At 40.8% G+C, this 13,473-nt stretch carries 8 protein-coding genes; all 8 read left to right on the forward strand.

Going from position 1 to position 13,473, the window contains the following annotated elements; translation table 11 throughout:
- Positions 1-137: 137 nt before the first annotated feature.
- The gene (locus G611_RS0101175) at positions 138-1,343 is read left to right on the forward strand and encodes a 2-hydroxyacyl-CoA dehydratase family protein (RefSeq protein WP_028242043.1); all 1,206 of its coding nucleotides are present in this window, start codon (positions 138-140) and stop codon (positions 1,341-1,343) included.
- A complete protein-coding gene (locus tag G611_RS0101180) occupies positions 1,343-2,884 on the forward strand; it encodes a 2-hydroxyacyl-CoA dehydratase family protein (RefSeq protein WP_028242044.1) in 1,542 nt (513 codons plus the stop codon). The genes G611_RS0101175 and G611_RS0101180 overlap by 1 nt, the downstream gene beginning before the upstream one ends.
- A 184-nt stretch (positions 2,885-3,068) precedes the next feature.
- Positions 3,069-3,512, forward strand: coding sequence for an Hsp20/alpha crystallin family protein (locus G611_RS0101185; protein ID WP_028242045.1), 444 nt, complete (start codon positions 3,069-3,071; stop codon positions 3,510-3,512).
- Positions 3,513-4,102: 590 nt separating this feature from the next.
- The gene (locus G611_RS0101190; protein ID WP_028242046.1) at positions 4,103-4,960 is read left to right on the forward strand and encodes a patatin-like phospholipase family protein; all 858 of its coding nucleotides are present in this window, start codon (positions 4,103-4,105) and stop codon (positions 4,958-4,960) included.
- 273 nt (positions 4,961-5,233) lie between these two features.
- Positions 5,234-6,061 carry a hypothetical protein gene (locus G611_RS0101195; RefSeq protein WP_028242047.1) on the forward strand — a complete coding sequence of 276 codons (828 nt, stop codon included), beginning with the start codon at positions 5,234-5,236 and terminating at the stop codon, positions 6,059-6,061.
- Between the two features lie 99 nt (positions 6,062-6,160).
- Positions 6,161-8,743, forward strand: coding sequence for an ATP-dependent chaperone ClpB (gene clpB, locus G611_RS0101200; protein WP_028242048.1), 2,583 nt, complete (start codon positions 6,161-6,163; stop codon positions 8,741-8,743).
- Between the two features lie 207 nt (positions 8,744-8,950).
- Positions 8,951-11,008, forward strand: a complete 2,058-nt coding sequence (locus G611_RS13520; protein ID WP_036947669.1) for an endo-1,4-beta-xylanase — start codon at positions 8,951-8,953, stop codon at positions 11,006-11,008.
- Between the two features lie 87 nt (positions 11,009-11,095).
- On the forward strand, positions 11,096-13,453 hold the full coding sequence (locus tag G611_RS0101210) for a family 43 glycosylhydrolase (protein WP_028242049.1): 2,358 nt from the start codon (positions 11,096-11,098) through the stop codon (positions 13,451-13,453).
- Positions 13,454-13,473 lie beyond the last annotated feature (20 nt).

Below are 13,473 nucleotides of genomic sequence, written 5' to 3' on the forward strand. Positions count from 1 at the left end.
TAATAGCACATATAGTGGTATTCGCACAATAATATTACTACATTTTGTGATTGTACTCTGTGAATTTTTTCGAAATTTGTTGTTTAGCTGGCGTTTTGCTGATAAAATAGACAAGAATAACTTAATAGGGGGTATAAATGAAGGACCTAAAACATTTATATTATTTCGAAAAACTTCTTGAGGATAGCTACAACGACCTTGCAAGAGTAGCAAAGGACGAGGGAAGACATGCTATTGGCCATGTTTGTTTTCAAATTCCTGAGCCTTTACTTAATTTGCCGGGTTGTTTTTCTGTCAGACTCCGTGCACCTCGTACCGGTTCAATTGAAATGGGAACATATTATATGAGCTCCACTTTGTGTGAGGCTTGCCGTGCATTTTTGGAAAGAGCTTTAGAGGGGGGCTTTAATTTCCTGGATTGCATTATCGCACCAGATGCCTGTGCACAGATGAATCGCTGCGTGGAAAATATCGAGCATCTTAAAACTAATCCAAACCCGGATTTCTTTGTTACATATTCAGATGTTCCTATGAAATCTGATGAGACAGCACTTAAGCATTATGTTAAGCAGATGCGCATTCATGTGCTTGAACCGCTTCATGAAAAGCTTGGAGTAGATATCTCAGATGAGGCACTTCGTGCAGCTGTAGAGCAGCAAAATAAAGTAAGTGAGCTTCTTACTGCTATTGGAGATTATCGTAAATGCGATAATCCTGTTATCACCGGATACGAGTTTGCGGTGCTATGTCTGGCCAGCTACTGTAGTCCAAAGGATATGATTATTGATAAATTACAGGACACCTTAGAGGAGCTTAAAACAAGAGAGCCTGATGAGAAGAATAAATATCGCATCAGGGTTGTGATGGTTGGCTCTGAGATAGATGATCCAGAGTTTATCCGTCTTGCAGAAGAATGTGGTGCCCTTGTTGTGGCAGATAGATACTGCTTTGGCTCACTTCCTGGCAGACAGGTGATTGAGCTTAACGATGATGAGGATGTGCTTACACAGATTTGCCGTACTTATTTGCAGTGGGGCAAATGTCCACGCTTCTTCAATCAGGAAAAGATAATGGAGCGCAGGGAGTACGTGGATTATCTTGCAAAGGAATACAAGGCTGACGGACTTATCTATGAGCAGATTAAGTTCTGTGATTACTGGGGCTACGAGCGTGCAGCAGCCTTCCATATTATGGAAGAGGAATACGGCTATCCTGTTCTTTCAGTAGACAGGCCATATTCTGTCAGATCATCAGGCCAGCTGCGTACCAGAATACAGGCTTTTGTTGAGCGAGTAGAGCATAAACAGCTTATAAATAATCGAAACGAAGGAGGGGCGAATTAATGGGAAAAGCATTAGGAAGTGAGCCTCTTGGTAAGGTACTATATTCAGGCAGACGCCCACGTCGCCGCAGGGAATGGCGCGGCCTTAAGGACACCTGGTACGATTACACCAGATGGCTATATTATTTATTTACACTCGGCAAATTTATGATGAAGCCTAACAATTTCAAAGGCTTCTTTAGATATCGCTGGATGAGCAATTATCTGGCAGTCCCAGATTTCATGGACAGACATACAGAAGGCTTACGCGGCACAGCCCTTCGTCTTGCCCACGAGGGAATTGGCCTGATTGTCATCGATATGACAGAATCTTTGACTGACATGTTCAAGGCAGACCCTGAAATTGGAAATGATGTTGAGCTTTCCAAAAAGATGGTTATCTTTGATGAAAACATGATGAGCACACTAATGGGTGGCTTCCCTAATCTTAAATGGGTAAGCTACGAGGTGCCAGCCATCTATTCCAGCTCCTTCATGTGCCAAAACGGTGTAATGCATTACATCGATAAGACACATGAATACGGCGTGCCTACCGATGTATGTCCTATGCCTGCAGCAGAATTTGGCGCAGCCTTAGAGGATGATTTTCCAATGATTGGTGCCTGCGCCGTTCAGTGCAACACAACCTGTGACGGTAGTCTTATGGGTGGCGGCCTTATGGCTCGTTCCATGGGCATTCCTACATTCCAGCTGGCAGCACCTATCCGTCATCGTCAGGAGAGCGTACAGGAATATGCAGGCGAGGAAGTATTAAACGCTATCAAATTTATCGAAGAGCATACAGGAGAAAAGTTCGACTGGGATTATCTGTTCAGCAACATGGCCCGCTTTAACGAAGAAACAAAGGAGTTTCTAGAGTGGCTTGAAATTAACAAGACACCATATCCACAGCTTCTTGGTGCAACACTTGGTTTCTATCGTTACGGTGTTTACATGGCAGCAGGTGGCCGAAGCCAGCTATTCTTAGACACAGATAAAAAGATTACAGCCCTTGCCACAAAGGCATACCAGAATAAGGAAATGGCCTGCAAGGAATACAGACATCGTGCCATCCTTTGGGGCGTGCAGGCTGCATATTATACAGCCTTCCCTAACTGGCTGATGAACTGCTGGGGAATCCTACCTATCAACGATATGCTTTGCTGCGTTTCCACAGAAATGGTTAGCACCACCGATAAGCATCAGGCACTTTTAGATCTTGGGCATCTATATGAAAACATGATTATGAGAAACCGCTCTAACGGAGGTTACGAAACAGGCGTTGAAGACCTGTTCAGACTCTGCGAGCAAATGAATGTAGACATGGTAATCATGTATGTCCACATTGGCTGCAAAGCCATGTCCGGCTACCACGGTCTCTTTGAAGCCGAAGCCAGAAAGCGTGGCATCCACTGGATTTGGGTAAACCACAATCTTATGGTTCCTTTAGATGGCACTAGACGTGACATGCGTACCGAAGTCAACCGCTACATGCGCACAATCCTTAAGGAAGAGCCTGTAGACGCCAGCCTTGAGGAGTTTGATGATTCACTGAGTTGGTAAAAAGTCAGATAATTTATTAACAAAATATAAAATAATTATAAATTATTAGCACTCGTACTTGACGAGTGCTAATTTTAGGTATATAACATAATCAACAAGAGGGGAACAAAAGAAATCCTCACTTGGAACTAATTCACAATCCACTAGACCGAGAGCCTAGCGTCAATAAAAGGAGGTAAGTATTATGTTAATGCCTAGTATTTTATCAAATGATTTTATGGATGATTTCTTCTCAGTACCACGTGTAACAGGTTTTGGTGGTTCCAGATTCGATCGTGATTTTTCACGAATGATGACAACAGATGTAAAAGAAACTGATAATGCATATCAGCTAGATATGAACCTTCCAGGATTTGCTAAGGAAGATATCAAAGCAGAGCTTAAGGATGGATATCTTACAATCCATGCTGAGTCAAACAGCAGCAATGATGAGCAGGATGATGATGGCAACTTCATCAGACGTGAACGCTACACAGGTTCATGCTCTAGAAGCTTCTATGTAGGAGATGGAGTAACACAGGATGATATCCACGCAGCCTTCAAGGATGGCGTTCTTACCCTTACAGTTCCTAAGAAGGAAGCAATCCCTGAAAAAGAAGAAACAAAATATATAGCTATTGAAGGATAACTTGAAAATCACAGGTCCCATGGCAAGCGCCATGGGACTTTTTATTTACGATTTCCATTTACTACAAAAACACAAAAACTACTTTCCTGCATACCCCATGTCTTGTCTTAAAATTGTTAAGTGAATTTATACTCTTTTAGAATTCCACTTAAAACTTGGAAATTGAGTTAAGTGAGAAAAACAAAAAAATAATTCCACTTAACTTTACATAAATTTTTTGAGCTAAAGTTAAGTTTCATATCGAATTCAATTTTTTCACTTATGTTTATGTTAAGTGATTTTAAAACATATCCGTTTCACACTTAACTCCCATAATAATTAATACCAAATGAAGCAAAAAAATTAAGTGAAAAAAATTTTTTCACTATAAAACTTAACAGGAAAGTGTGATTTTAAGTGAAAATATGTTTTTCTCATTTTCACTTAACTCCAGCAGAATTTTTTGTTAAGTGAAAAAGCTTTTTTAGAATATTCACTTACTTCTTTAGCACATACATCTAAATGACAATTTAAACAGTGATACTACATGTTTACTGAAAGCTAAAATATGTACTATACTGTTAAAAAATGTTAGAGAGAAGGAAATGCTTATGAAAAAAGGCCTAGTTATGGAAGGTGGTGCCATGAGAGGCATGTTTACCTGCGGTGTAATTGATGTTCTCATGGAAAATGGAATTGAATTTGATAGTGCGGTGGGAGTATCTGCCGGCGCCACTTTTGGTTTGAATTATAAATCAAAGCAGATTGGTAGACCACTTAGATACAACAAAAAATATTGCAAGGATAAAAGATATGCCAGCATGGAGTCACTGATAAAAACTGGTGATATCTACAATGTGCCATTTTGCTACGGCACACTTCCTTATGAATTAGATATATGGGACGTGGATACATTTTATAGCAATCCTATGGATTTCTATTGTGTAGCAACAGATATTAAAACGGGCCAGGCAGTGTATCACAAATGTGATAATTACGATGCCACTCCGGAAGGAGCTGATATCAGCTGGATTAGAGCATCAGCATCTATGCCTGTGGTTTCACGCCCAGTGGAGATTGACGGTGGAGTATATCTTGATGGTGGTATGTCAGATTCCATTCCGCTTAAGTTTATGGAGTCTCAGGGATGCGACAAGATACTTGTAATAGAAACTCAGCCTGCGGACTATGTGAAAAAGCCTCAGAAATACATGGGATTGATTAAGCTTATGCTAAGCAAATATCCTAAGATGATAGCTACAATGGCTGGCCGCCATGACATGTACAACAGCCAAAAGTCATATATTAAATCAAAGGAAGCCACAGGTGATGTCTTTGTCATCCGCCCAGATGCTCCACTTCACATCGGAGCCACTGAAAAGAACCCTGATGAGCTTCAAAGAGTGTATGACGTGGGCAGACGCATAGCAATTGAAAACCTGGATGAATTAAAAAAGTACTTGGCATAGTGCTCATATCGCCGTTGTAAAAAATAGGGGAAAATTCATGACTTCTTGTGGGCTACTTAAGGAAAAAGCCCACAAGAACTTGGCTTCGCCAAGCAATATTTTCTTTCAGAAAATATTGGTCTATGTCCGGTTCTTGTTTTTCTGATGAAAAACAAAAACCTATACTAAATGTGTAAATTTACTACTGTCCAGTTGGTTGCAAAATATATTGTTGGTGCTAAAATAGGCAGTGCAAAACTTATGGACATAATTATAGTAAAGAGGTAAATGTTTATGAAAAAGTTATTAGTAGTTTTATGTGCACTTGCGCTTACTGCAACAGCTTGCGGAAACAAGGAAGAGGCTGTAAATAATGCAGAAGCTACAACACAAGAGGCAACAGAAAACCAGGCAGTTGAAAAGTCTGATGATGCCACTGAAAGCGCAATCAACTTAGATGAATACATAGGCGATTACGTAAACGAAGAAACAGGCGAGGTTACTATCAACAAAGATGGCGACAGCTACGCTATGAGCGTAACTATTTACGGCCTTGCAAATATGGATGAAGGACAGGTAATGCCATTTGAAAATGGAGTAGCTTTTTACACAATCGACCCAAGCGGCAGCCCTATGACACTTTCATTTTGCAAGGCAGATGATGAATCATATACTCTTAAGGTAGAATCAAGCTCATGGGCTAATTTGGAAAATGGTACAGAATACGAAGACTTCCACAAGGATAATGCTGATGCTGCAGTTCAGGGTACTTCAGATTTAGAAGATGGCGTGTACTACACAACATTAAGCAATGAGCCAGCTGAATATGCTGAAGAATATGCAACAAGCTTTATGCTAGAGTCTGATCATGTAGCTGTAGATGCATCTTTTAGCAAAATCGCTGATGATGGTATTACAGAGCTTGATAAATTTGAGAAGAAGGTTTACAACATCGCCATCGATGGTAACACAAAGTTCTTAGCAGGTGGCGGCGAAGGCGAGCCACAGTACATGAGCGCTACAGAGTTCAACGACTACATTGAGCAGTGCATGGGCTCAGGACTTGGTTTAAATATCATTATTAAAAATGGTGTAGCTGAAGAAATTGGAATTTGGTCTTAATTAATATTAAATAATTATAAATTATTAGCACTCACACTTGTCGAGTGCTAATTTTTGTGTTAAAACATAATTACAGACAAAAGGGTGGAGGTGAGATTTATGAACATCCAGAAATTTACACAGAAATCAATTGAAGCAATCAATTCCTGTGAGAAGATAGCTATGGATTATGGCAATCAGGAGATAGAGCAGGAGCATTTGTTGATGGCACTGCTTCGTCAGGAAAACGGATTGATTCCTTCATTGATTAGCAAGATGAATATAGATGTGGCTCAGTTCACAAATGCTGTAGATGCAGCGCTGCAGGCTAGAGTCAAGGTTCAGGGAGGTGATCTTAGAATAGGGCAGCATTTAAATTATGTGCTTACCTATGCTGAGGATGAGGCCAAGGCAATGCGAGATAGCTACGTTTCAGTAGAACATCTGATGCTTGCCATGATTAAAAAGCCTAGCACTCCTGTTAAGAACATTTTCAAGAGCTTTGGCATTACAAGAGACGCATTCCTTGCAGTGCTTGCAACAGTTAGAGGTAACCAAACCGTAAATACGGATAATCCAGAGGCTACCTACGACACACTTGAAAAATATGGTTACGACCTGGTTGAAAGAGCTAGAGAAAACAAGCTTGACCCAGTTATTGGCCGTGATGAGGAAATCAGAAATGTAATCAGAATCCTTAGCCGTAAGACTAAGAACAACCCAGTGCTTATTGGTGAACCAGGTGTTGGTAAAACAGCGGTAGTAGAGGGATTGGCACAGCGTATCGTACGAGGAGATGTGCCAGATGCACTTAAGAATAAAAAGGTATTCTCACTTGAGATTGGTTCTATGATAGCAGGTGCCAAATATCAGGGTGAATTTGAGGAAAGATTAAAAGCAGTCCTTGATGAAATTAAAAATTCTGACGGTGAAATCATCCTATTCATCGATGAGCTTCACACCATTATCGGCGCTGGTAAGAATGGCAACGGTGGACTTGATGCAGGCAATATGCTTAAGCCAATGCTTGCACGTGGTGAGCTTCACTGTATCGGTGCAACAACACTTGATGAATATAGAGAATACATCGAAAAAGATGCAGCATTAGAGAGACGTTTCCAGCCTGTTATGGTAGACGAGCCAACAGTTGAAGATACTATCTCTATTCTACGTGGACTTAAGGAACGCTACGAAGTATTCCATGGCGTAAAGATTACAGATGGCGCTTTAGTATCAGCTGCCACTCTTTCAAATAGATACATCTCAGACAGATTCCTTCCAGATAAGGCCATCGACCTTGTGGATGAAGCATGTGCACTGATTAAGACAGAGCTTGATTCAATGCCAGCAGAGCTAGATGAGATGAACAGACGAGTAATGCAGCTAGAGATTGAAGAGGCTGCTCTTAAGAAGGAAACTGATAAGCTTTCAAAGGATAGACTTGCAGACCTTCAGAAAGAACTGTCTGAATTAAGAGATGAGTACAACACCAAAAAGGCTGCTTGGGATAATGAAAAGAAGCTAGTTGAAGATGTTGCAAAGGTCAAGGAAGAGCTTGATGATGTTCAGGGTCAGATAAAGATTGCACAGCAAAAGTATGACCTTGAGGAAGCAGCAAAGCTTCAATACGGTAGACTTCCAGAGCTTCAAAGCAAGCTTGCAGCAGCAGAAGAAAAGCTGAAGGCAAGGGATGCAAACCTTGTTCATGAAAATGTATCAGAGGATGAAATCGCAAGAATCATTTCAAGATGGACAGGCATTCCTGTTGCAAAGCTTAACGAAAGCGAACGCAGCAAGACACTTCATTTGGACGAGGAATTACACAAGCGTGTAATGGGACAGGATGATGCAGTAAAGCTTGTATCAGAAGCTATCATCCGTTCAAAGGCAGGCATCAAGGACCCTACAAAGCCAATTGGTTCATTCCTATTCTTAGGACCAACTGGTGTAGGTAAGACAGAGCTTGCTAAGACACTTGCGCAGGCACTTTTCGATGATGAAAATGCAATGGTTCGTCTTGATATGTCCGAGTACATGGAAAAGTTTAGCGTGTCTAGACTTATCGGAGCGCCTCCAGGATATGTAGGATATGACGAGGGCGGTCAGCTTACAGAGGCAGTAAGACGTAAGCCATATTCGGTAGTACTTTTTGATGAGGTTGAAAAGGCTCATCCAGATGTATTTAACGTACTGCTTCAGGTTCTTGATGATGGACGAATCACCGATTCTCAGGGACGTACAGTGGATTTCAAAAACACAATTATAATCATGACAAGTAACTTGGGTTCTCAGTATTTGCTAGAAGGTATTGATGAGAACACAGGCGAAATCACTCACGCGACAAATGAGCTAGTCATGACTGAGCTAAGAAATTCCTTCCGCCCAGAGTTCTTAAACAGACTAGATGAAATCATTATGTTCAAGCCTCTTACAAAGGCTAACATAGGTGGAATCGTAGATTTGATTATGAAGGAATTAAACGACAGACTTGCTGATAGACAGCTCCACATCGAGCTTACTCCTGCAGCAAAGCAGTTTGTAATCGACCAGGGCTATGACCCAGTTTACGGTGCCCGTCCACTTAGAAGATATATTCAAAAGAATGTTGAAACCATGGCTGCCAAAATCATACTTGGTGGTGATATCCATGAGGGTTCAACAATTACAATAGACAGTGATGGCATAAGCCTCATTTCAAAATAGCATAGCATGCGCAAAATCAATGCCACAAATATCCTAAGATGTTTGTGGCATTTTTGTGCATTATGCAACAAATTTGTAATTATATTGAAATATAGCAAGAATTCGTATCTAAATAGCAAGATTTAGCAATTGCGTTAAGTAAAATTAAGTTAAAATAATTTTGGCTTGAGGGGAGATGAGTTAAATCATTTTAAGGGAGAAATGAAGATGAAAAAGAAATTTTTAAAGAGCTTGATGAGCAAGCTCTTGGTAGTTGCATGCGCTGTAACAATGTGCGTATCAACACCATCAATCAATGCCCAGGCGGCAGAAACAACTCTTCTGAATACATATGGTTCTACATATGGTTATTCAGGAACATGTATCAATTTGTATCAGCTTCGTGATGCAAATCAGCTAGCATTTTTAAAGAAGCATTACAACAGTATCACTCTCGAAAATGAGATGAAGCCAGATGCTTTGTTGGGAGGTTCGGCTAGACTTATCTCAACAGACCAGGCTAAGCGTCAGGGATACTATATTCCTGATAATTATCGTGAGCCTTATGTTCCACAGATCAACTTCAGCACAGTAGATGAAGTTATGAAAATCTGCTACAACAATGGTCTTAAGATGAGAGCGCATACTTTAGTATGGCACTCACAGACACCTTCATGGTTCTTCAGAAGTAACTATGCTGGATACGGTGGCTTTGTAAATCCACAGGTTATGGATGCTCGTCTTGAAATGTATGTAAAGACAGTAATGAACCACGTATACACAAACCAGTATGGTAGTGTTGTATATGCATGGGATGTAGCAAACGAAGTACTTCATGCACAGAATTCTGGCTGGGAAGCAGTTTATGGAAACAACAAGGTAAACGCTTCTTATGTAAAAAAAGCTTTCAACTATGCTTACGATACACTTGAGTATTTCAAGCTTACAAATTCTGTAAAGCTTTTCTACAACGACTTCAACACATACATGGAAGTTAACGATGTAATTAAGCTTGTTAATTACATCAACCAGGGAAGAAAGGTTTGCGCAGGTGTTGGTATGCAGTCACACCTTGGAACAGGCTTCCCTTCAGTTGATTATTATACAAATGCACTTAACTCATTCTTAAGAGCAGGCTTTGAAGTTCAGATTACTGAGATGGATATTTCTAACAAGGGTGATTATGACATGGCTAATTATGCATATAATCTCTTCAAGAATATCAACAAGGCTAAGAAGAATGGCGGTAAGATTACAAGCATTACATGGTGGGGACTTTCAGACAAAACAACATGGATTAGAAATCAGGCTCCATTACTGTTCTCTGCTCCAGGTTCACCAAAGCAGTCTTACAACAAGGTAATTCAGGCTTACACAGAGGTTATTGGTCAGCCAGGTTCAAACCCAGCTCCACAGCCACAACCACAGCCTTCAAATCCACAGCCTACACAGCCAAGTGGACAGAATGTAAACACAAATTCCACAGCAAACATTGCTAATGGTTGGTACTACCTTAAGAATACAAATTCTCAGAAGTACCTTACAGTTGAAGGCAACAAGGCTGCAGCAGCTACAAATGTATGCATCAGCACAGGTACAGGTGTAGATGGTCAGAAGTGGTATGTTGAAAACTTAGGAAATGGATACATTTCACTTAAGTCAGGTCTTGGCAACTTCATGCTTGATGTTGCAAATGGTAAGGATGAGGATGGAGCAAACATTCACATCTACAATGCTTATGCACATGATCCACAGCAGTTTATCGTAAAGAACACAAAGAAGAGCGGTGTATACACAATCGCTACAAAGGTTTCTAAGGAAGTTAGATATATCGATGTATATGAGCACAAGAAGACTGATGGCACAAACGTATGCCAGTGGTTATACTACGGCAATCCAAATCAGGAGTGGATTTTCGAGCCTGTACAGAATCAGTCACAGCCTTCTGCACAGCCATCTAACCCACAGCCATCTAACCCAGCTCCACAGCCATCAACTACAGGCTTAAAGGCTACAGCTACAATCAACAGCTGGGGAAGTGGATACACAGCTAACATCAAGATTTCTAACAACACAGGAAAGAATGTAAATGGTTGGACACTTAAGCTTAAGAAGAGCGAAGTAAAGATGGATTCAAGCTGGAATGTAAACGTTAAGGAGTCAGGTGACTACTACGTAATCACACCAGTAGATTGGAACTCATCAATCAATAACGGTGGAAGCGTTGAGTTTGGATTTAATGGTTCAGGCAGCGTTTCAAGCAACCTTTACATGGATGTTCAGTAATAGGTATGTCAGGTAACTAGTAACTAATAACTTTTAACTTCCAACCCCTCAAGCCATGTTGCTAAAACAAGAATAAGAGGGATTTTTATGAATAAATTTATTAAGAGAATACTCGGACTAGCTTTGTCAGCAGCTATGTTTGCAGGAATGACACAGGATGTGTTTGCTGCAACAGTTATCAATGGAAGCTACGTTAAGGGCGATAATGAAAACAATCCGTTAGTTACACAAAGCTATGGCGCTGACCCAGGTGTCATGGTATACAATGATACAGTTTATATTTACACTACAAACGATAGTGAAGAATTCGCTGGAAACAACGAAAATACATATGGAAAGATTAATCAGCTTAACTGCTATTCATCAAAGGATATGGTTAACTGGACTGACCATGGTGCATTCAACATTGCAGGCAGAAATGGTGCAGCAAAGTGGGCTAGCAACTCATGGGCACCAACAGTTTGCTGGAAGAGAATTAATGGCAAGGATAAATTCTTCCTTTATTTTGCAAACAATGCAAGCTCAATCGGAGTATTAACAGCTGATAGCCCAACAGGTCCATGGCGTGACCCAATTGGCAGAGCTTTCATTACAAAATCAACACCAAACTGTAATGTAGAATGGCTTTTTGATCCAGCTGTCCTTGTAGATAATGATGGAACAGGCTATCTTTACTTTGGTGGTGGTGTGCCAAGAGGACAGGATGCGCATCCAAGAACAGCCAGAGTTATCAAGCTTGGTAACGACATGATAAGCACTTCTGGTACAGCAGCTATGATTGATGCTCCTTACCTTTTTGAGGATTCAGGAATCAATAAGATTGGTAACACATATTACTATTCATACTGCTCTAACTGGAACTGCCGCGATGGCTTCAGAAATGCAACAATCCAGGTGATGACAAGCCGTAATCCAATGGGACCTTTCACATACCAGGGTGAGATTATGGGAAACCCAGCTCAATTCTTCAATGGTTCTGGTGGTAACAATCATCATCAGATTTTTGAGTTCAAGGGTCAGTACTATATGGCATATCATACTCACACAGTTGAGACACAGGTAGTTAGAAGAAACCTTGGATACAGAACAACTCACATTGACAGAGTTAATGTTTCAAATGGAAGAATCAATGCAATCAAGCAGACATTAAATGGTGTTCCTATGAACCCATCTGTTAATCCATACGATTGGGTACAGGCAGAGACAATGTTTACTCAGGCTGGTATCCAGGTTCGCGGTAACAGTGATGGAAGTGCGTGGGTATCTGATATTAACAATGGCGACTTCACAAAGACTAAGGGCGTTAAGTTTACAAAGGGCGTATCAGCAATCACTGCAACAGTTCAGAGTAACGGAAATGGAAGCATTGAAGTAAGAGAAGGTTCTCAGAATGGAACACTTCTTGGAACAATAGGTATCTCTGCAACAAATGGTTCATTCAAGGATTTCACAGGAAATGTAAAGAACGTTTCAGGAACAAAGGACATCTGCCTCGTATTCCGCGGAAACTTTGCATTTGATAGATGGAAGGCAACAGATGCTAATGGAAGCACTGTAAATCCAGAGCCACAGCCACAGCCTACACAGCCAAGTGGACAGAATGTAAACACAAATTCTACAGCAAACATTGCTAACGGTTGGTACTACCTCAAGAATACAAATTCTCAGAAGTACCTTACAGTTGAAGGCAACAAGGCTGCAGCAGCTACAAATGTAATTATCAGCACAGGCACAGGTGTAGATGGCCAGAAGTGGTATGTTGAAAACTTAGGAAATGGCTACATTTCACTTAAGTCAGGTCTTGGAAACTACATGCTTGATGTTGCAGAAGGCAAGGGTGACGATGGAATCAACATCCAGATTTACAATGCTTATGCACATGACCCACAGCAGTTTGTTGTAAAGAACACAAAGACAAATGGTGTTTATACAATCGCAACAAAGGCTTCTAAGGAAGTTAGATATATTGATGTATATCAGCACAAGAAGACTGATGGCACAAACGTATGCCAGTGGTTATACTATGGCAATCCAAACCAGGAGTGGATCTTCGAGCCTGTACAGAATCAGTCACAGCCAAGCAATCCACAGCCTTCAAACCCACAGCCTTCAAACCCACAGCCATCAAATCCACAGCCTACACAGCCAACAGCTGAAAGCGGTCTTACAGCTAAGGCTACTATCAACAGCTGGGGCAGCGGTTACACAGCAAACATCAAGGTATCCAACAACACTGGTAAGAACGTAAACGGTTGGACACTTAAGCTCAAGAAGAGCGAAGTAAAGATGGACTCAAGCTGGAATGTAAACGTAAAGGAATCAGGCGATTACTATGTAATTACACCAGTAGATTGGAATTCATCAATTGCAAATGGTGGAAGCGTAGAATTCGGATTCAACGGTTCAGGAAATGTTTCTACAAATCTTTACATTGATGTTCAGTAAATAAGATATTCATTGGTCAC

The sequence above is a fragment of the Pseudobutyrivibrio ruminis AD2017 genome (genome assembly GCF_000424305.1).
In the GTDB taxonomy this organism is placed as follows: Bacteria; Bacillota; Clostridia; order Lachnospirales; family Lachnospiraceae; genus Pseudobutyrivibrio; species Pseudobutyrivibrio ruminis_B.